Genomic DNA, 21272 nt, shown 5'->3' on the forward strand with positions numbered 1-21272 from the left:
TTAGATGCTTTTATAATGTACTTCTGATTGTTGTCTTAAAATTTCGGCACTTTTTTCCGGTGTAATATCACGTTGCGATTCTCCTAACATTTCGTAACCAACCATAAATTTCTTAACCGTTGCCGATCTTAATAAAGGTGGGTAAAAATGCATATGGAAATGCCATTCAGGATGCTCTAAACCATCTGTAGGCGCTTGGTGAATTCCAGAAGAATACGGGAAAGAAGTGTTGAATAAATTGTCATACTTCGTTGTAAGCTGTTTTAGAATTTTAGCAAAAGCAGTTGCTTCCTCAGCTGTAAAATCGGTGATTTTGCCAAAAGCTCTTTTACTTAAAATCATCGTTTCATAAGGCCAGATTGCCCAAAAAGGAACTAAAGCCACAAAATGATCGTTCTCGATTACGATACGTTCTCCCGATTTTAATTCTGCCTGAAGATAATCTTCAAGAAGCGTTCTGTTGTTTTTATCGAAATATGCTTTTAAGCTATTTTGTGTTTTTTCAACCTGAGTTGGCAAAGATGATTGTGCCCAAATTTGTCCGTGCGGATGCGGATTGCTGCAACCCATCACGCTTCCTTTATTTTCGAAAATCTGAACGTGGTTGATGTATTTTATGCTTCCTAAATCGGTATATTCTTTTTGCCAGGTTTTAATAATGTTTTCAATTCCATCAATTTCCATTTCCGGCAAAGTCAAATCATGTCTTGGCGAAAAACAAACTACTCTAGAAATTCCTTGTTCCGGTTTTGCTTTAAAGAAAGTATGTTTAATATCTTCTTCAAAAATAATTTCGTCCTGTTTCATGGCTGCAAAATCATTTTCAAAAACAAAACTGCTTTCATATTTCGGATTGTTCATTCCGTTGGCACGAACATTTCCCGGACATAAATAGCAAGTTGGATCGTATTTTGGCAGAGCTTCTGTAGCGATTGTTTCATTTTGTCCTTGCCAAGGACGTTTTGCACGATGAGGTGAAACTAAGACCCATTCGTTTAATAAAGGATTAAAACGTCTGTGCGGATCTTCGTTAATGTCAAAATTTTTCATTGTAATGTGTTGTGGTATTAAAGTAGTTGTGTTCCATTAGAGATTTTTACATCATAGAATTTTAATTCAATTCCAAATGTATCTAAATAAAGATTTGAAAACTTACTTTTTACCTCATTTTCATGTCCTTTTTTAATTAAATTTATGGTACAGCCTCCAAAACCGCCACCCATAAGGCGCGAACCAATAATGGCATCATCCGCTTTTGCAGTATCTACAAGCATATCAAGTTCTTCACAACTCACCGCATATTCCTGAGATAATCCGTAATGTGTTTCAAAAAGCAATTGTCCTAAAAGTTCTATGTTTCCTTTGTCAAGAGCTTCACAAGCTTTGATTACGCGGTTGATTTCTTTTACTACAAAATGTACTCTTTTAAAAACAGTTGGATCAAATTTATCCTGAATGCTCAAAAGCTGTTCTTCTTTGCAGTCTCTAAACGTTTTTATTTCAGGGAAATGATTTTTTATAATTGCCAAACCTTGCTCACACTCAATTCTTCTTGTATTATATTCTGAAGTGAAAAGCGAATGTTTCACGTTGCTGTCCATTAAAATCAAAGAATAATCTTTGAAATCGGCATTGTGATATTCAAATTCCAAAGTGTTGCAATCTAATTTAATTACTTTGTTGTCAAGACCGTGAACACTTGAAAACTGATCCATAATTCCGCAGTTGATTCCAACCCAGTGTTCAGCTTTTTGTCCTAATAATGCTATATCTTTCTTTTCAATTTTTAAGTCGAAAAGTGCTGCTATTCCGAAAATCATTCCGCATTCTAAAGCAGCTGAAGAAGATAATCCAGATCCAACCGGAATGTTACTGCTGAAAACACAGTTGAAACCTTCAAAAGCAAAACCATTGTCCTGAAGTTGTTTGATTACACCACGAATGTAATTGGTCCAAACGGCATCATTCAATTCAACTTTTTGAGTCAAATCGATTTCAAATTCTTCATTTAAATCGATGGCGATTACTTTAGATTTTTTAGTATTGTTTTTTTCAAAAGCAAAACAAATTACTTTGTCAATTGCAGCTGGCAAAACGTAACCGTCATTATAATCAATGTGTTCTCCAATGATGTTGATTCTTCCCGGAGAAAGAACGATTTTTTGAGGAACAGACCCGAAGGACTTTTCAAAAAATGCTGTGGTGTTCTGAATTAAAATCTCGTTCATTATGTAGTAATTGTAATAGTATTTTCTTGTAATTTATTGATTAATATTAAATTACATTTTCGAATTTATAAACTGTTTTTTGGTGGTATTCTTCTCCTTTTTTCAAAATTGAATTTGGAAAATGTTTCTGATTTGGTGCATCAGGAAAATTTTGTGTTTCAAAACAGATACCGCTTGCTGCATGATAATCTGCATTTTCTTTTCCTTTCAAAGTATCAAAACAGTTTCCGCCTACATATATATGTACGCTTGGCTGATCCGTGTAAACGCTCATTTTTAATTTCGTTTTCGGACTGTATAATGTTGCCACAACATCATTTGAAGGTTCAATTACAAATGAATTATCGATAGATGCCGGACAGTTTTTCGCCGTTCTGAAATCAAAATCATGACCAGAAACTGCTGTAAATTTTCCGGTTGGAATATTATCTGAATCGGTTTCTAAGAATTTATCCGAAGCAATTGTCATTTCCTGATCTAAAACAGTCGAATCGTGACCATTTAAGTTGAAATAACTATGATGTGTTAAATTGATAATTGTGTCTTCGGTAGTTGTTGCCTTGTATTCAAGCTGTAATTCGTTTGCTTCTGTCAAAGTATATTTTAAATCTACCTGCAACGCTCCCGGATAATTTTGATCTAAATCTTCACTTAATAAACTAAAAGTAATCGAAGGATTTTCATCAGATGTTAAATCGGTCACATTCCACGCTTTTTTCCCAAAACCATTATTTCCACCGTGCAAAGCATTTCCGTTATTATTTCCAGCCAATTGAAATGTTTTTCCATTTAAAGTAAAAACACCTTTATTGATTCTTCCTGCATAACGCCCTACAGTAGTTCCAAAATATGGTGCGCTTGGTAAGTTATAAGATTCTAAATAGCTTTTTAAGTTATCAAAACCCAACACAACATCAACCAATTTTCCGTCTACAGGAATTTGCAGTGACGTTACAGTTGCACCATAATTAATCAGTTGAACTTTCATTCCGTTTTTATTGGACAATTCAAAAGAGAGAATTTCTTGGTTATCAAGGGTTAAACCAAAGGATTTACAATTAGATTTCTCTTGAAAATGCGATATATGTTTAATTTCCATACTATTTTTAGCAAAAGTGAAATTCAAAAATAGAAACATTTTACAAGTTTACATACCAGTACCTACCAGTTTTTTGTATATTGCACCAAAATTTCGATTTATATGAATATTATTTCCATTCAAGATAATATTGGTCTTCCAAAATATAAGCAGATAATTCTTTCAATTGAAAAAGCAATTGATGAGGAAAAATTGGTAAAAGGAGATCGACTTCCATCTGTAAATAAAGTTTGTTTGGCTTTTTCATTGTCACGCGATACTGTTTTACTCGGTTATGATGAATTGAAAAAAAGAGGAATTATTTATGCCATTCCCGGCAAAGGTTATTATGTAAAAAGTGTTGAAACTACTATAAAACAGAAGATTTTTTTACTTTTTGACGAATTAAATATTTTTAAAGAAGATATCTATAATTCGTTTTTGAAGAATATTGGAAAAAATGTTCAGGTTGATATTTTCTTTCATCATTTTAATATTCAGGTTTTTCAAAAACTAATAAATGACAGCAATGGCAATTACACAAAATATATTATTATGCCGACAAATTTGCTTGATACAGCTTCCCTGATAAAAACCCTACCAGTAAATGAAGTTATCATATTAGACCAGACCAATCCCGATTTAAAAGCATATCCGGCGATTTATCAAAACCATGAAAAAGATATTTTTGAAGGTTTGTATAATGCCAAAACACGATTGAACAAGTACAAAAAACTGATCTTAATTTTCCCCGGATTCAGAGAACCGCTGGGTATGAAAACAGGTTTTGAGACCTTTTGTTCGCAGTATAATTTTGAATATGAAATTATAAGTGAGTTTAAAGACCGAAAAATTACAGAAGGCGATTTGTACATTACGCCAACGGATCGTGAGTTGGTTCACCTTATAGAAAGCGCTCGAAATCAAAACTTGAAATTAGGAAGCGATTTCGGAATTATCTCTTACAATGAAACGCCTCTCAAAAAAATTGTTGCTAACGGAATTACCACAATCTCAACACATTTTGAAACGATGGGAAAAATCCTGGCCGAAATGGTTTTGAAAGGAAAGAAAGAACAAATCGAAAATAAGTCTTCTTTGATTATGCGTAATTCTTTGTAATTTTTTGTGATTGTTGTGTGCTATGTTTTAAAACACATAGAGACATAGCCTTTATTGCTTTAAAAAAGGCGTTTCACTAGTATAAATAAACATAGAAATGCGTTTTGACTATGTGTAAAGAAACTTGTTTCTTTTTTTTATTCTTTTAAAATCAGAAAGAAAAAAATCTATGTTTCTATGTGTTTAGTTTTTTGTGAAATACATTCAAAAACATTCACACCAATTTTTCTTCTTCAGTTATTTATATCACAAGCAATGCTCTTTTTGTTTGGTAAATCTGTAATTTTTTAATTAAAAAAATAAGGAAACAATTTTTTTGTTTTTATGGAATTATTTTACATACATTTGTAAATGTAAATTTTACACTTATTATTTGTTGTGATTTATCAGAAGCATTTCTGTCTGATATTCAATGAAAATGACTAAAAAACCACAATTAACCAAACTCAATACCTTTCAAATTATCATTTAAAAATGAACAGGAAAATAGATCAATTAGCCGCTGATAATATCAGAGCTTTAGCCATTTCGATGGTTGAGAAAGCAAAATCAGGCCATCCGGGAGGAGCGATGGGCGGTGCAGATTTCATGCATATTTTATATACCGAATATTTAAAATACGATCCAAGCGATATGCATTGGATTTTTAGAGACCGCTTTTTTATGGACGCCGGACACCTTTCGGCTTTAATGTATGCACAATATCATTTGCTGGGAAATTTCGAAAAATCAGATTTGGAGAATTTCAGACAGTGGGGTTCCGTTACTCCGGGACACCCTGAAATTGATGTAAAAAGAGGAATCGAAAATACTTCCGGACCATTAGGACAAGGACACGCAATGGGAGTTGGAGCAGCAATCGCAGCCAAATTTTTATCGGCTCGATTTGATAATTTATTTGATCATAAAATCTACGGATTCATTACTGACGGAGGAGTTCAGGAAGAAATTTCGCAAGGAGCGGGACGTATTGCCGGACATCTTGGACTGAATAATTTTATAATGTTTTACGATTCAAATGACGTTCAGTTATCATCAATGACCGATGAGGTTACTAATGAAGATACTGCAATGAAATACGAATCATGGGGATGGAAAGTCATTACAATTAATGGACATAACCATGATGAAATACGTTCTGCACTTAATGCTGCAAATGCAGAAACTGAAAAGCCAACCTTGATTATTGGAAGAACAATAATGGGAAAAGGCTGTGTAACTGCTGATGGAACAATGTATGAAGGGCAATGTGAACTTCATGGAAAACCAATTAGCGGTACAAAAGCAAATTTTGAAAAAACACTTTTAAATCTTGGCGCAAATCCAGAAGATTCTTTTGCAGTTTATAAGGATGTAGCCGATTTCTATAAAAATGTTTTAGCGGATAAAACTGCAAAAGCAGCAGAAAGAAAAGCTAAATTTTCAGTTTGGGAAAACAACAATCCAGAATTGGCTCAAAAAATTAAAAGTTTTTTCAAAGGCGATTTGCCAAATTTAGATTTTGGATCAATTGCTCAAAAACCAAATGCAGCAACACGTGACGCTTCGGCGGCAGTTTTAGGATATCTGGCTGAAAATGTGGAAAACATGATTGTTTCGTCTGCCGATTTATCAAACAGTGACAAAACAGATGGATTTTTGAAAAAGTCTTCTGTTTTGAAAAGAGACGATTTCAGCGGAGGATTTTTGCAAGCCGGTGTTGCCGAATTAACAATGGCTGCAATTGCAAACGGAATCGCACTTCACGGCGGCGTTATTCCGGTTGTGGCTACATTTTTTGTTTTTTCAGATTATATGAAACCGGCCATTCGCTTGTCTGCCATTCAGGAACTTCCGGTAAAATATGTTTGGACTCACGATTCTTTCCGCGTAGGCGAAGACGGACCAACACATCAACCAATTGAGCAGGAAGCACAAATTAGATTATTAGAAAAAATCAAAAATCATTCTGGCGAGCAAAGTTTTGTTGCCTTGCGACCAGCAGATGCCATTGAAACTTCAGTAGCCTGGAAAATGGCACTTGAAAATAAGAAAACACCAACAGGACTTATTCTTTCCAGACAAGATATCGCAGATCTTCCGGTAAACGGAAATTCAAGATTTGAAGATGCTTTACAATCAGAAAAAGGAGGTTATTTAGTAAAATCAGTATCAAATCCGGATATTACTTTAATCGCAAACGGTTCTGAAGTTGCAACACTTATTGAAGCTGCAGAAGAATTAGAACAAGTCGTTAAAATAAAAATAAATGTCGCTTCAATTATTTCTGAAGGACTTTTCAGATTGCAGTCTAAACAATATCAGGAAAGTGTAATTCCGAAAGACGGATTCGTTTTTGGACTTACTGCCGGACTTCCGGTAAACTTGGAAAATCTAGCTGGAAGAAAAGGTAAAGTGTTTGGTTTGGAGCATTTTGGATATTCAGCTCCAGCTTCAATTTTAGATCAAAAATTCGGGTTTACTTGTAAAAATGCATGCGAACAAATCATTAAATATTTAGAAGAAAACAATTTTAACATAGCAAAATAAAAGAAGATGAAATTTTTTATAGATACAGCAAATTTAAAAGATATTAAAGAAGCCAACGATTTAGGAGTTTTAGATGGTGTAACCACAAATCCGTCATTAATGGCAAAAGAAGGAATTACCGGAGCGCAAAATATTATAGATCATTATGTAAAAATCTGCGAATTGGTAGAAGGTGATGTGAGTGCCGAAGTAATATCGACAGATTTTGAAGGAATGATTGCAGAAGGAGAAAAATTGGCAGCTTTACATCCGCAGATTGTGGTAAAAATCCCGATGATAAAAGACGGCGTAAAAGCAATTCGATATTTTGCAAATAAAGGAATCAGAACCAATTGTACTTTGGTTTTCTCCTCTGGTCAGGCATTGTTGGCAGCAAAAGCAGGTGCGACTTATGTGTCTCCTTTTATTGGACGTCTTGATGATGTTTCTACCGATGGAATGAATCTTATTGAAGAAATCAGATTGATTTATGACAATTTCGGATTTGAAACTCAAATTTTGGCTGCTTCAGTTCGAAATGTAATGCATATTATTAACTGCGCAAAAATTGGATCTGATGTAATCACGGGACCATTAAGCGCAATTGAAGGTTTGCTGAAACATCCGTTAACGGATATTGGTTTAGCTCAATTTTTAGCAGATTACCAAAAGGGGAATAGCTAAAAATTGTTTTGCCACAGATTAAAAAGATTTAAATGATTATACAGTTCAGAAAAATCACTAAAGCTGTGGTCAACAAAGAAGAAAAATTTGTTTAGTTTTTAATAGTAGTTTTATTGAAGTAAAAACCCTGAAAGTTTGTGGCTTTCAGGGTTTTGTTATTTTAAATTACCTTGATAAAAGATTAAAAAATCTGTGTTAATCTTTGGCTAAAAAAAATTATAAGTTCAACACAAAATCGTTGAGTAATTTTTCTTCATATTTTTCTTTGTTGAACGTGTACAAATACGAACCTTTTCGGGAAGACTGCATGTCTTTTTCATCCAGTTTGTTTAGAATTTCTAAAGAGTTTATTTTACTGATGAAATTTCGTTTGTCCAGCTCTTTACTCAAAATAGCTTCATACAATTCTAATAATTGACGCATGGTGAATTTTTCAGGAAGTAATTCAAAACCAATTGGTTTTATAGAAGTTCTGTAACGTAATCTTCTAATGGCGTGCTGAACCATTTCGTTGTGGTCAAAAATTAAGTTAGGTGCATCGGCAACGCTAAACCATTGAGCGTGATAGTTTTTTATCAGTTCAGCATTATGATTTTCGATATTAATCAATGCGTAATAAGAAACCGAAATAGTTCTTTCAACCGGGTCACGATCAATCTCACTGTAAGCATATAATTGCTCCATGTAAATATCGTTTAGACCAGTATATGTATTTAGAATTCTAATTGCTGCATCGTCTAGTACTTCATCGCGCTTTAGAAATCCTCCCATTAAAGACCATTTTCCTTTTTCGGGTTCAAAATCTCTTTTGATAAGAAGTATTTTTAAGCCTTCATTGTCGAATCCAAAAATGATACAATCTACTGCTAGTAATACTTTATCCGCAGAGCTATAACTGTTTAGCATAAGTAATTATTTATTGGTAAATATATAAACTTCTTAATATGTTTCATAATTATTAATGTAGATTTTACACTTAAAGTTAAATTGACCATAAACCTCATTCGCAAAATTGACCGTATTTTTTTGATTTATGAATCAATTTCCAAATTTTCAAACGTTTTCGATGTAAAAATAGAGTAGTTTTTTTGGAATTTAAGAAGATTTTAGGAAAAAAATGCTTGACAAAGAGGATTTTTTTTACAAAAAAATATGCATTCAATGTCATAAATTGTTATAAAACAGCCCATTTGTCAATTTTTTTCAGAACCTGATTTTTTGCTTAAAAAGCTGCTTTTTTATTAAAAGTGTACTTTTTACACAAATAAGTCACAAAAAAGGCTCTTTTTTTGAAAAAAGCATCAAATTATTAATGTGTATTTCACACTTAATTTATGATATGCGTTTTTTTACTAGCTTTTTTTTGTGATTTTAATTTGTTTTTAAGGTTTTTTTTTATTTAAATTTACAAATGTAAAATTAACACTTATAATTATACACTAACCAACTTAATTAAAGAATATGATAACAAACCAACGATTATTTTTTTATTGCAATTTTTTATTGCCAAAAAAAGAATGGCTATTAGCATTAATGATGCTATTATTCTCTGCTAATCAAATGTCGGCTCAAGGCAAAGCGATTAGTGGAGTTGTTACCTCGGCTCAGGACAAATTACCATTGCCGGGAGTGAATATTATGATAAAGGGAACCAAAACCGTAACCACAACAGGTTTTGATGGAGAATATTCGATTAACGCATCACCAAATGATGTTTTAGTCTTTTCATTTATAGGATTTCAGAATCAGGAAATAGCTGTAGGAGGTCAATCAAAAGTAAATGCAGTTTTAGGAGAAGATACTAATAAACTAAATGAGGTAGTCGTAATTGGTTACGGTACCCAAAAGAAATCGGACTTAACAGGATCTGTAAGTGTCGTAAATATGGAATCGGCAAAAAAGACAGTAACTTATGATGCTGCTAAAATGTTGCAAGGACAAGTACCGGGTGTTACCGTACAATCATCAGGAGAACCTGGAGGATTTGTAAATATCAAAATTAGAGGTATAACTTCATTCACAAATAACAACCCTCTTTTTGTTATTGATGGTATTATGGTTGATGCTCCTTACGATTTTGCTCCGGGAGAAATTGAATCGATGCAGGTTTTAAAAGATGCTTCTTCGGCTGCTATTTATGGTGTTCGTGGAGCAAATGGTGTTGTAATTATTACAACTAAAAAAGGTAAAGCAGGAAAAACGGATGTAAAATTCAAATCGATTGTAGGACTTCAAAATGTGTCTAAAAGATGGGATGTTACAGATCGTTTAGGCTATCAAAAAATTACTAGCGAAGCAGAAAGAAACAGAGACATCAGAGCGGGTGTTCCGGTTAGTATTGCTCCAGGAAATGACCCAAACAGTCCTTCTTATATTTCAAATGTAGACACAGATTGGCAAAACGAATCTTTGCAAACAGGTATTGTGCAAAATCAGGCGCTTACATTTACAGGTGGAGCAGAGAGCATCGCTTACAGCATGAATGTTGACTATTTTAAAAATACTAGTTATTTAAAGACACCACAGGAATATGAGCGTTTATCTACGAACCTTAATTTAAATGGTAAAAAAGGAAAATTCAAGTACGGTTCAAAAATCGCCTATACACAATCGGATAAAGAACTTTTTAACGAATATAATGCAGGTCAAACATTTGTAAGCGATATGTTGAACGCTGTGCCAACAATGCCGGTTTATGATGCAAACAGATTAGGTGGTTATGGCGGTACTGATAATTTAACGCAAAGAGCGATCTCTATGAACCCAATTGGTTATAATAATTTGATTACCAACAACGGAAAAAGAAATCGTTTTATTGGAGATATCTGGGGAGAATTAGAGATCGTGAAAGGTCTTAAATACAAACTGGATGTAAGTTACGACAGAACAGATTGGGAAAACAGAAAATTTATTCCGCCTAGTGATTTAGGATGGTATTATATTACTACAAATGACGAAGCTTCTTTAGATACAGAAACAGGTAATGAGTTAAGAACTTTCATGAATAATTTATTGACTTATGAAATTACTCTTGGAAAACACAAAATTGACGCTCTTGCAGGTTGGATTCAGGAAAGAAGAGATTATCACAGATACAATTCAAGAGGTGTAGGTTATACGCCTGGTGAAATTCCGATGCTTCAATATGCTGATGCTAGAAATGCAAGTGAATACAAATTTACAATTACTGGAATATCTTATATCAGCAGATTAAATTATGCATATGATGACAGATATTTATTGCAGGCAAATTTCAGACAAGACAGAACATCTCTTTTTAGCGAAATAAATAATTCAGCAAACTTTTACTCGTTTTCCGGAGGTTGGAAAATTAGTAACGAAAAGTTCTTAAAATTACCAGAATGGGTAAGCAATATTAAACTAAGAGGAGGTTATGGTACAATTGGAAATAATACGATTCCACCATACTTTTTTGCTGCAACAGTAAATAGTTTTGCTGGTTATGATTTTAATAATTCACTTGCTCCAGGAACAACTGTGGTTGCTGCACTTGACCCAAATGTACACTGGGAAAAAACAACCAGTAAAAATATCGCATTAGAATTAGGGTTTTTAGATAACGACTTACAATTTACAGCTGAGTATTTTAACAAAAAAGTTACTGACATGCTGGTAGGTGTTCCAATACCTTATTCTACTGGTGCTTTCCCTGCAAATATTACGACGAACGCAGGAGATATGCAAAATTCTGGTTTTGAATTTACTGCATCATATAGCAATCATCATAATAAATTCAAATATGATATCTCAGGAAATTTTGGAACACTGAAAAATGAAGTTACCAAAATTGGGGTTACAGGAAATCCACTTTATGGAGTTGTTGCAAAAACAGAGGTAGGAAGATCTGTGGGTGAAATTTATGCTTGGGAAGCTATCGGTATTTTCCAAAATGCAGCCGAAGTAGCATCTTCTCCAACACAAACAAATGCAGTTGCCGGAGACGTGAAATTTAGAGATGTAAACGGTGATGGAGCGATTACAGATGCTGACAGAACTTATCAGGGAGTTTCGATTCCTAAATATGGTTTCGGATTGAATTTTAGCGGATCTTATGAAAACTTTGACTTCTCAATGTTTTGGCAAGGTAGCGGCGGAAACAAAATTTTCAACAATATGTACCGCAATTTAATGGCTGGTCAATACGGAAATCACAGCACAGATGAATTAAACTATTGGACTCCAACAAATACAAACACAAATATTCCTGCTCCGGTTATTGGTGATCCTAACGGAAATAACAGAGAATCTAGCAGATTTGTTGAAAGTGGAGATTATGTGAGATTACAAACAATGGAACTAGGTTTCAATATTCCTTTGAAAGATAAATTTATTTCAAAAGCAAGAGTTTATCTAAACGGCCAAAACTTGTGGACAATTACAAAATACAAGGGTTACGATCCTGATTTTACAAGTGATGGATTGCTTTCAAGAGGATTTGATGCAGGATCTTTCCCTAATCCAAGAACTATTTCTTTAGGAGTAGATGTAAGTTTCTAAAACCGGTTTAACCAATTTAAAAAGTATTAAAATGAAATATAAAATATTTAATTATATAGCAATTTTCTTTTCAATGGCTGTTGTAACAACAAGCTGTGTTGAAAATGAAGATTTGACTCAAATTGACCCAAATAACAATGCTGTTGACTCTTTTTGGAAAACAGATCAGGATGCAATTGAAGGTGTAAATGCTGCTTACGGAAGTTTATTAACAGATGGTACTTACATGAGAAGTACGCCATTATTATTAGACTCGAGAGCTGATGATGCTCGTACAAATAGCCCTTGGCCATCAATGTATAATGTTGGACACTTTAATTCAAACGTAGCTGATGCTGCTATTTACGGATGGGCTTACGAAACCTATTATCAAGGAATTTATCGTGCTAACCAGGTTTTAACAAATGTTCCGGGAATTGCGTTTGAAGATGAAGCACTAAAAAACAGAATCATTGGACAAGCTTATTTTTTAAGAGGATTATATTTTTTCCATGCCGTAAATTTGTTTAAAAATGTTCCGCTTCCCACAGAAATCGCTGTTTATTATCCGCAAAAAACAGAAGCCGAAGGATGGGCTCAGGTTATTGCAGATTTTAAGGCTGCTGCCGAATTATTGCCAACATCATATGACGGAATTTCTGGAATTGATAAAGGACAAAAAGGCCGCGCTACAAAAGGTGCAGCTTTAGGATATTTAGGAAAAGCATATTTGTTTACTAAAGATTTTGCAAACGCAAAAACAACTTTTAAACAAGTAATAGATTTAGGTGTTTACTCATTGGTTTCAAACTATAGAGACAATTTTACTACAGCAAATGAAAACAATTCTGAATCACTTTTTGAAGTTCAATTCAGCAGAGATGCCGGCGGTGTAGATTTAGGATGGGGTGGTGCTCCAGCTTCTGGCTGGGGGAAAACATCTGCTCGTGCTATTACTTATGCGCCAAGAGCTTTCGGGTGGACAGACGTTCAGCCTACTTGGGCCTTGTTTAATGAATTCAAAGAAGAAAAAACAAAAACTGGCGATGATGATCCTCGTCTGGAAGCGACGATTTTTTATAATAAACCAGGTGGCATGCAATTGTACGGTAAAGATTTCGCAACATTTTATGCATCAAGTTCGGTTGATTTAAATGATTTGTTTTGCAGAAAATATCAAAATTCAGATGGGCAATTTGCAGATGAATACGATTGGCGTTCAGGAATCAATGAGCGTTTGTTGAGATATGCTGACATTCTTTTAATGTATGCAGAATGTTTGAACGAAACAGGTGATACTCCGGGAGCTTATTCGTATATTCAAATGGTGAGAAACAGAGTTAATTTACCTGATTTGGCAACTGTAAAACCAGGATTAACTCAAGCTCAGATGAGAGAGCAAATTGGTCACGAAAGATTCTTGGAATTCCCTCTTGAAGGACACCGTTTTGATGACATTCGTCGTTGGGGATGGTTACAAGATTCTGCAAAATTAGCTTGGTTAAAATCGAGAGATGCTGAGTTTAACTCTTATACTCCAGGTAGAGAATTTTTCCCAATTCCACAGTTAGAAATGGACAATAATCCAGGAACAATTCAGAATGACAGTTATTAAAAAAAGTTTTCAGTTTTCAGTTTCCAGTCACAGTATCCGCTGAGACTGAAAACTGCGACTAAATATTATTTGAATTAGTTAAAATACTTAATATCATGTGAAGGCATAAAAATCTTCACATGATATTATAACTTTAAAAACATTATGAAAAAAGCACTTATAATCACCTTTCTTATAACCCTTTGTAATCAGGTTAGTTTTGCCCAAAATCAAACCACAGTTGTTACCTTAAAAAATAATGCAGACGCTCCTGTAATCAATAAAAACATTTACGGCCATTTTGCAGAGCATTTAGGACGCTGTATCTACGGTGGATTTTTTGTTGGAGATACTTCTAAAATACCAAATACAAAAGGAGTTAGAAATGATATTATTGCTGCTTTGAAAGATTTGAAAATCCCGAACCTAAGATGGCCTGGAGGATGTTTTGCAGATACATACCATTGGAAAGATGGAATTGGTCCTCAGGAACAAAGACCAACTATTGTAAATAAATGGTGGGGTGGTACAACAGAAGACAACAGTTTTGGAACGCACGATTTCCTGAATTTATGTGAAGTTCTTGGAGCGGAACCGTATTTGTCAGGAAATGTTGGAAGCGGAACTGTTCAGGAATTAGCTGATTGGGTGCAGTACACCAATTTTGGAGGCAAAAGCCCAATGAGTGACTTACGTCAAAAAAATGGAAGAAAAGAACCTTGGAAAGTTAAATTCTGGGGAATTGGAAATGAAGCTTGGGGATGTGGAGGAAATATGACAGCGGAATATTATGCTGGAGAATACAGAAAATTTGCAACCTTCATGTCGGATTGGGAAAATACAGGCGGACTTACACGAATTGCTTCAGGTTCAAATAGTGCCGATTACAATTGGACGGAAGTCTTAATGAAAAATATTCCACTGAATATGTTAGGCGGACTTGGAGTACATCATTATGCCGTAATCGACTGGGGTAAAAAAGGAGATGATAGAAATTTTACTGAAGAAGGTTATTTCAAAACAATGCAATCGGCTTTAAAAATGGAAGAATTGGTTACAAAACATTCTGCCATAATGGATAAATACGATCCTGAGAAAAAAGTGGCTATGATGGTTGACGAATGGGGAGGTTGGTATGAAGTTGAAAAAGGAACAAATCCTGGGTTTTTATACCAACAAAATACGATGAGAGACGCAGTTTTGGCAGGAGCAACGCTTAATATTTTCAACAACCACGCTGATCGTGTTCGTATGGCAAACTTAGCACAATGCGTAAATGTTTTGCAAGCGGTAATCTTGACAGATAAAGCAAAAATGATTACGACACCAACCTATCATGTCATGAAAATGTACAGTGTGCATCAGGATGCAAAACTATTGCCGGTAAGTTTTACTTCACCAAATTATACATTTAATGGAGAAACACTTCCTGCAGTTTCGGCTTCGGCTTCAAAGGATAAAAGCGGAGCAGTACATATTTCTCTAGTAAACATCGATGCTAAAAACAAAAATAAAATAGAAATCGATGTGAAAGATCTTGGTGTAAAAAACTTTACAGGAACGGTTATCACATCGGCTAAATTACAAGATTACAATTCATTCGATACACCAAACAAAATTGTTCCAACAGTTTTTAAAGGTTTCGAGAACAAAAAAGGAAAATTAGAAATCATTGTTCCTCCTTTCTCAGTTGTTGTTTTAGAAGGAAAATAAAAGATAAAAACATGAAAAAATCATATTTTGTTTCAAGAAAGATTTCGCATATCGGACTTTTTTTTGGTGCTATGATGATGTTTAGTTGTTCAAGTGATGACCCCGCTAAACCAGTAGATCCAGTGGTACCTCCGGTGGTTGTTCCGCCCGTGGTTACACCGGCTTTTCCCGGACCAACTTATGCAGACAATTACACGGCATTTTCATCTTGGGGAAGCAGATCACAATGGAATTTGGCTAACGTGCATGATCCATCTGTAGAAAAATCCGGAGAATATTATTATATGTACCAAACGGATGCTTCATACGGAAATGCGCATGAAGGAAATGGGCATTTCTTTTACAGAAGATCAAAAGATTTAATCAATTGGGAATTCATGGGATCTTCGATGACTACAGCTCCGGCTTGGGTGAAAGATTCTTTGAACAATAAAAGAGCAAGAATGAATCCGGCTCTTCCTCCGATAGAAAATCCAAATTATGGTTATTGGGCGCCATGTGTTCGAAAAGTTGGAAACAAATTCAGAATGTATTATAGCATTGTTGTTACCAATCCAATTGTGGGGACAGACACCAATACTTCATGGTCAGAACGTGCTTTTATCGGTCTGGCCGAAACAGATGATTTGGCTTCAAACAATTGGGTTGATAAAGGAATGGTAGTTTGCTCTGAACCGGATGGCGTAAAAAGTTATGTTCGAAATGGAGGAAACGATTGGGATGCTTATTTTAAATTCAACGCCATCGATCCAAGTTTTATTCAGACTCCGGAAGGTGATCAATATTTAATTTATGGTTCTTGGCATTCTGGAATTGCCGCTTTAAAATTGGATCCGTCAACAGGAAAACCAGCGAAGTTAAAAACAATTGAAGATTACGGAACACGAATTGCAGGTCGTGGCAACGTTAATTCAAATCGTTGGCAAGCGCTCGAAGGTCCGGAAATTATCTATAATCCAGAAACACAGTATTACTACTTGTTTTTGGCTTATGATGAATTATCCGTTGCTTATAATACTCGTGTCGCTCGTTCGAAAAACATTTTAGGACCGTATCAGACTATTAGCGGAAGCAGTATCACAAGCGGAGCCGAATGTTATCCGATGGTAACACATCCATATCAATTTAAAAATCATACAGGTTGGGTTGGATTTGCGCACTGTGCAGTTTTTCAAAATCCAGATACAAAACAATGGTACTATGCTTCTCAGGCACGTTTGCCGGAAGGTGTTCCTGGAATTGCAGTTTCAAATGCCGTAATGATGGGACATGTTCGTGCCATTCAGTGGACAGAAGACGGGTGGCCGGTTGTTGAAGCTGAGCGTTACGCAGGAGTTCCGGCAACGACTATAAGTGACGCAAATTTCATTGGAACTTGGGAACAGATTACAATGAATTACCAATACAAAACCATGCAAAAATCGGGAACAATTTATTTGACTGCCGATAAAAAAGTAAGCGGTGATGCAACAGGAACATGGTCATACGACAGCACTAAAAAAATCTTAACAGTAAATGGAGTAAAATGTAATGTTTCTGATTCTTGGGATTGGGAATTAGCAACCAGAAAAGTAACCTTGAGTTATTCTGGATACACAGCTGCCGGATTGCCTGTTTGGGGTAAAAAGATAAATTAAAGATAATGCCACAGATAAAATGGATTAAAATAAATCTGCTCAATCTGCGAGAGAAAAAATAAGCCACGAATTACACAAATTAAAATTCGAGAAAATTTGTGCATCCCGATAGCTATCGGGAGTGGCAAAAAAAAAAATAAAACATAATGAAAAATCTATTTACAAGCCTGTCGCTTTTAGTTTTAATTACTTCATGTAAAGTAGTTGCTCAAAGCGATCCATCAAAATTCAATAATCCAATTATTAAGGATCAATATACTGGCGATCCTGCAGCATTGGTTTATAAGGATAAAGTGTATTTGTACGCCGGTCATGACGAAGCGCCAAACGATTTTAATTTTTATAAGATGAATGAATGGGTGGTTTACTCTTCTTCGGATATGAAAAAATGGGAATCGCATCCAGTGCCTTTAAAAGTTACCGATTTTAAATGGGCAAAAAGCGATGCGTGGGCTTCGCAAGTAATTGAAAAAAACGGGAAGTTTTATTGGTATGTAACGGTTGAACATGGTACGATACCTGGAAAATCTATTGGAGTTGCAGTTTCAGATAGTCCGACAGGGCCTTTTAAAGATGCTTTAGGGAAAGCCTTAATTACAAATGACATGACCAAATATAGCGATATAAGCTGGGACGATATCGATCCGACGGTTTATATCGATACTGATGGTCAGGCGTATTTGTTTTGGGGAAATACAGCGTGCCATTATGCAAAATTAAAAGAGAATATGACGGAAATTGATGGGGAAATTCATCACATTAAACTTCCAAATTTTACCGAAGCACCATGGATTCACAAACATAAAGACTGGTATTATTTGTCATACGCATATGAGTTTCCAGAGAAAATTGCCTACGCAATGAGTAAATCAATAAATGGCCCGTGGGAATTCAAGGGAATTTTAAATGAATTGGCCGGAAACAGCAACACAAATCATCAATCGATTATTGATTTTAAAGGACAGTCGTATTTTATTTATCACAACGGAGCATCAATTCCGCACGGAGGAAGTTTCAGAAGATCAGTTTGTGTAGATAAATTGTATTACAATAAAGACGGAACAATGAAACGAGTTGTAATGACATCTGAGGGAATTCAGTAGTTAGTGTTCAGTGTTCAGATTTTTAGTGTTCAGTCACAGTCACAGTTTACAGCTTTACTTATATGATCTATAGAGTTTTTATTTAACTCAAACTTAAATTTACTTACATCACTTATATGGTTTACAAAAATATAAAACATAAACTTTCCAGTTTCTTGATGTTGATTGCATCAGTTTCATTTGCGCAGGAAATTGTAGTTCACGATCCAGTTGTCATCAAACAAAAAGATACTTATTATTTGTATTGCACCGGAAACGGAATTAGTGTTTTCAGCTCAAAAGATTTAAAAAAATGGGACAAACAGCCACAGGTTTTTGCAGAAAAACCGGTTTGGGCGGATGGCGTTGCGGCCGATTTTAAAAATCATATTTGGGCACCGGATATTTCATTACACAATAACGTTTATTACCTGTATTATTCGGTTTCGGCTTTCGCCAAAAATACTTCGGCGATCGGTGTCGCGACAAATACGACTTTAGATCCAAACGATAAAAACTACAAATGGGTCGATCAGGGAATTGTAATTCAGTCAGAACCAAACAGAGACATGTGGAATGCAATTGATCCGAATTTAATTTTCGATGAAAACAATACACCTTGGCTTTCATTTGGTTCTTTTTGGGAAGGATTGAAAATGGTAAAATTAAATCCGGATTTAAAATCGATTGCAAAACCTCAGGAATGGCACACGATTTCTAAACGTAAAAGAACTTTTGAATTACCGGATTCTGATCCCGGAGACGGCGCGCTCGAAGCTCCTTTTATCTTTAAGAAAAACGGTTACTATTATCAATTTTTTTCTTGGGATTTGTGCTGTCGCGGAGAAAAAAGCACTTATAAAGTGGTCGTTGGAAGATCTAAAAATGTAACAGGACCATATGTAGATAAAGACGGGAAATTATTAACCGAAGGCGGTGGAAGCATCGTAGTTCAGGGCGACGAAAATTACTTTGGCGTAGGCCATAACAGCGCTTATACATTTGATGGCAAAGATTATATTTTCTATCACGCCTACGAAAAAAAATCAAACGGAACACCAAGATTAGTAGTTAAAGAAATACAATGGGACGCTAATTTATGGCCTGTTTTAAAATAGAATAAAATGAAGAAATACAATTTACCAATTTTAGGGATTTTTATGTCATTGTTGATTTTGGCTTCCTGTAAAGAAACCAAAAATAATGCAGTTCAGTCTTCTGATAAAACATCGGTTTTAAAAGCGGGTTATCAAATCGAACCGGTTAACATTCAAAATGTAAAACTGAACGATTCTTTTTGGTTGCCAATTATCAAAAGAGTACAAGAAATTACGATCGAATATGCCATTCAGAAATGTAATGAAGAAGGCCGTTTTGAGAATTTCTTAATTGCAGGAAAACAAAAAACAGGAACAGTTAGAGGAGAAATGCCTTTTGATGATACCGATGTTTATAAAATTATTGAAGGCGCATCGAATACCTTAATTTCTGCTCCAAATCCAAAACTAGAAAGAGTTTTGGATTCTTTGATTGCCATTGTAAAAATTGGCCAGGAAGCCGATGGTTATTTGACAACCTGGAGAACAATAAATCCGGCAAAACCGCCATGTACGTGGGTTCCAGTTATTGAAGGAAAACGTTGGGAATCATTACAAATCAGTCATGAATGTTATAATGCCGGACATTTAATCGAAGCTGCAGTGGTACATTACGAAGCAACCGGAAAAAGAAACTTTTTAGACATCGCGATCAAAAATGCCGATTTATTAGTGAAAACTTTTGGCGACGGTCCGGGTCAGGTAAAAGGTGTTCCGGGACATCAGATTGTAGAAACCGGATTGATCAAATTGTATCAAATTACAGGAAAGGAAGATTATCTTAAACTGGCAAAATATTATTTAGACAATCGCGGAAATCCAAACAATCATAAATTATATGGAGAATATGCACAGGATCATATGCCTGTTGTTCAGCAAAATGAAGTAGTTGGTCATGCTGTTCGTGCCGTATATATGTATGCTGGAATGACGGATATTGCAGCCATGACAAAAGACAAATCCTATACTGATGCCGTAAATAATTTATGGAATAATATGGTGAACAAAAAAATGTACATCACAGGCGGGATTGGTTCAAGACATGACGGCGAAGCTTTTGGTGCAAATTATGAATTGCCAAACTTAACCGCTTATAACGAAACTTGTGCAGCAATTGGAGACGTTTATTGGAATCATAGATTGCATAATTTATACGGAAAATCAGAGTATTTTGATGTGATCGAAAGAACAATGTACAACGGATTAATTTCTGGAATTTCATTGACAGGAAAAGAATTTTTCTATCCAAACGCGCTTGAAGCCGATGGCGTTTATAAATCAAACAGAGGTTCTTGCACGCGTCAGGCTTGGTTTGATTGTTCTTGTTGTCCAACGAATTTGATTCGTTTTATTCCGTCAATTCCGGGATTGATTTATTCCAAAACAAATAATGAATTATTTGTAAATTTATATGCCTCAAACAGCGCTTCTTTCAAATTAGGAAAAACAGATTTACAGATTTCACAACAGACAGGATATCCTTGGAACGGGAAAGTGGCAATCGCTGTTAATCCAAAAAAAGAAAGCCAATTTACTATCAAACTTCGCGTTCCGGGCTGGGCTAGAAATGAGGTTCTGCCGGGGGATTTATACACTTATAAAAAAGCTTCGACTAAAAAAACTACTATTACTATAAATGGTGAAACTGTTGCAATACAGCCAGAAAATGGATATTATAATGTGACAAGAACTTGGAAAAAAGGAGACAAAATTGCTCTTAATTTCCCAATGGAAGTTCAGGAAGTTCAAACCAATTCAAAAGTGGAAACCAACAAAAACAAGGTTTCTTTAGAATACGGACCAATCGTTTATGCTGTTGAAGAAATCGACAACAAAAACAATTTTGATCAAATAAATGTTGCATCTGGAGATTCTTTCAAAGTAAAAAAAGAAGCGAATTTATTGAATGGCGTAAACGTAATTGAAAATTCAAAATTCAAAGCGATTCCATATTATTCTTGGTCAAACAGAGGCGTTGGAAAAATGAAAGTTTGGTTAGATTATAAGAATTAGGATCCTATTCCTGCAAGGT

At 35.0% G+C, this 21272-nt stretch carries 14 protein-coding genes; 10 read left to right on the forward strand and 4 right to left on the reverse strand.

The features are described from left to right. Genes BD847_RS08530 through BD847_RS08540 form a run of 3 tightly spaced genes read right to left on the reverse strand, consistent with a single transcriptional unit; the run spans position 1 to position 3327 of the window. Complete coding sequence (locus tag BD847_RS08530) at positions 1–1050, reverse strand: UDP-glucose--hexose-1-phosphate uridylyltransferase (protein WP_115887866.1); 1050 nt, start codon at positions 1048–1050, stop codon at positions 1–3. 17 nt (positions 1051–1067) lie between these two features. Beyond that, positions 1068–2228 (reverse strand): galactokinase, encoded by a 1161-nt coding sequence (gene galK / locus BD847_RS08535; protein WP_115887867.1) that lies wholly within the window; start codon positions 2226–2228, stop codon positions 1068–1070. A 46-nt stretch (positions 2229–2274) separates the two neighbouring features. Beyond that, a complete protein-coding gene (locus BD847_RS08540) occupies positions 2275–3327 on the reverse strand; it encodes an aldose epimerase family protein (protein WP_115887868.1) in 1053 nt (350 codons plus the stop codon). 102 nt (positions 3328–3429) lie between these two features. On the opposite strand from BD847_RS08540, the gene BD847_RS08545 reads away from it, so the two are divergent. The 3 genes from BD847_RS08545 (at position 3430) to fsa (ending at position 7620) form a co-directional block, all read left to right on the forward strand. After that, the gene (locus tag BD847_RS08545; protein WP_115887869.1) at positions 3430–4428 is read left to right on the forward strand and encodes a GntR family transcriptional regulator; all 999 of its coding nucleotides are present in this window, start codon (positions 3430–3432) and stop codon (positions 4426–4428) included. Positions 4429–4902: 474 nt separating this feature from the next. Continuing rightward, complete coding sequence (locus BD847_RS08550; RefSeq protein WP_115887870.1) at positions 4903–6957, forward strand: transketolase family protein; 2055 nt, start codon at positions 4903–4905, stop codon at positions 6955–6957. A 6-nt stretch (positions 6958–6963) separates the two neighbouring features. Beyond that, entirely contained in the window at positions 6964–7620 is a 657-nt protein-coding gene (gene fsa / locus BD847_RS08555; RefSeq protein WP_115887871.1) for a fructose-6-phosphate aldolase, read from the forward strand. A gap of 216 nt (positions 7621–7836) precedes the next feature. Here fsa and BD847_RS08560 read toward each other — a convergent pair whose 3' ends face one another. Continuing rightward, a complete protein-coding gene (locus BD847_RS08560; protein WP_115887872.1) occupies positions 7837–8526 on the reverse strand; it encodes an NUDIX hydrolase in 690 nt (229 codons plus the stop codon). Positions 8527–9081: 555 nt separating this feature from the next. On the opposite strand from BD847_RS08560, the gene BD847_RS08565 reads away from it, so the two are divergent. From BD847_RS08565 to BD847_RS08595, 7 genes are all read left to right on the forward strand, one after another. Then, positions 9082–12138, forward strand: a complete 3057-nt coding sequence (locus tag BD847_RS08565; protein ID WP_115887873.1) for a SusC/RagA family TonB-linked outer membrane protein — start codon at positions 9082–9084, stop codon at positions 12136–12138. A gap of 31 nt (positions 12139–12169) precedes the next feature. Next, positions 12170–13732, forward strand: coding sequence for a RagB/SusD family nutrient uptake outer membrane protein (locus BD847_RS08570; protein ID WP_115887874.1), 1563 nt, complete (start codon positions 12170–12172; stop codon positions 13730–13732). Positions 13733–13876: 144 nt separating this feature from the next. Further along, positions 13877–15424: an alpha-N-arabinofuranosidase gene (locus tag BD847_RS08575; protein WP_115887875.1), complete on the forward strand. Its 1548-nt coding sequence runs from the start codon at positions 13877–13879 to the stop codon at positions 15422–15424. 11 nt (positions 15425–15435) lie between these two features. Next, a complete protein-coding gene (locus BD847_RS08580; protein WP_115887876.1) occupies positions 15436–17061 on the forward strand; it encodes an arabinan endo-1,5-alpha-L-arabinosidase in 1626 nt (541 codons plus the stop codon). A 146-nt stretch (positions 17062–17207) separates the two neighbouring features. Continuing rightward, on the forward strand, positions 17208–18164 hold the full coding sequence (locus BD847_RS08585) for a glycoside hydrolase family 43 protein (protein ID WP_115887877.1): 957 nt from the start codon (positions 17208–17210) through the stop codon (positions 18162–18164). 116 nt (positions 18165–18280) lie between these two features. Beyond that, entirely contained in the window at positions 18281–19261 is a 981-nt protein-coding gene (locus tag BD847_RS08590; protein ID WP_244201573.1) for an arabinan endo-1,5-alpha-L-arabinosidase, read from the forward strand. A 6-nt stretch (positions 19262–19267) separates the two neighbouring features. Continuing rightward, a complete protein-coding gene (locus BD847_RS08595) occupies positions 19268–21253 on the forward strand; it encodes a glycoside hydrolase family 127 protein (protein ID WP_208641793.1) in 1986 nt (661 codons plus the stop codon). Positions 21254–21272 lie beyond the last annotated feature (19 nt).

It is taken from the genome of Flavobacterium cutihirudinis, from assembly GCF_003385895.1.
GTDB classification, from domain to species: Bacteria; Bacteroidota; Bacteroidia; order Flavobacteriales; family Flavobacteriaceae; genus Flavobacterium; species Flavobacterium cutihirudinis.

What these genes read in the sequence shown, in the direction of transcription:
- BD847_RS08550 (WP_115887870.1), top strand. Translation starts at nt 4,903, where the DNA reads ATGAACAGGAAAATAGATCAATTAGCCGCTGATAATATCAGAGCTTTA.
- BD847_RS08540 (WP_115887868.1), bottom strand. Translation starts at nt 3,327, where the DNA reads ATGGAAATTAAACATATATCGCATTTTCAAGAGAAATCTAATTGTAAA.
- BD847_RS08575 (WP_115887875.1), top strand. Translation starts at nt 13,877, where the DNA reads ATGAAAAAAGCACTTATAATCACCTTTCTTATAACCCTTTGTAATCAG.
- BD847_RS08595 (WP_208641793.1), top strand. Translation starts at nt 19,268, where the DNA reads ATGAAGAAATACAATTTACCAATTTTAGGGATTTTTATGTCATTGTTG.
- BD847_RS08560 (WP_115887872.1), bottom strand. Translation starts at nt 8,526, where the DNA reads ATGCTAAACAGTTATAGCTCTGCGGATAAAGTATTACTAGCAGTAGAT.
- galK (WP_115887867.1), bottom strand. Translation starts at nt 2,228, where the DNA reads ATGAACGAGATTTTAATTCAGAACACCACAGCATTTTTTGAAAAGTCC.
- BD847_RS08545 (WP_115887869.1), top strand. Translation starts at nt 3,430, where the DNA reads ATGAATATTATTTCCATTCAAGATAATATTGGTCTTCCAAAATATAAG.
- BD847_RS08565 (WP_115887873.1), top strand. Translation starts at nt 9,082, where the DNA reads ATGATAACAAACCAACGATTATTTTTTTATTGCAATTTTTTATTGCCA.
- BD847_RS08590 (WP_244201573.1), top strand. Translation starts at nt 18,281, where the DNA reads ATGGTTTACAAAAATATAAAACATAAACTTTCCAGTTTCTTGATGTTG.
- BD847_RS08585 (WP_115887877.1), top strand. Translation starts at nt 17,208, where the DNA reads ATGAAAAATCTATTTACAAGCCTGTCGCTTTTAGTTTTAATTACTTCA.
- BD847_RS08580 (WP_115887876.1), top strand. Translation starts at nt 15,436, where the DNA reads ATGAAAAAATCATATTTTGTTTCAAGAAAGATTTCGCATATCGGACTT.
- fsa (WP_115887871.1), top strand. Translation starts at nt 6,964, where the DNA reads ATGAAATTTTTTATAGATACAGCAAATTTAAAAGATATTAAAGAAGCC.
- BD847_RS08530 (WP_115887866.1), bottom strand. Translation starts at nt 1,050, where the DNA reads ATGAAAAATTTTGACATTAACGAAGATCCGCACAGACGTTTTAATCCT.
- BD847_RS08570 (WP_115887874.1), top strand. Translation starts at nt 12,170, where the DNA reads ATGAAATATAAAATATTTAATTATATAGCAATTTTCTTTTCAATGGCT.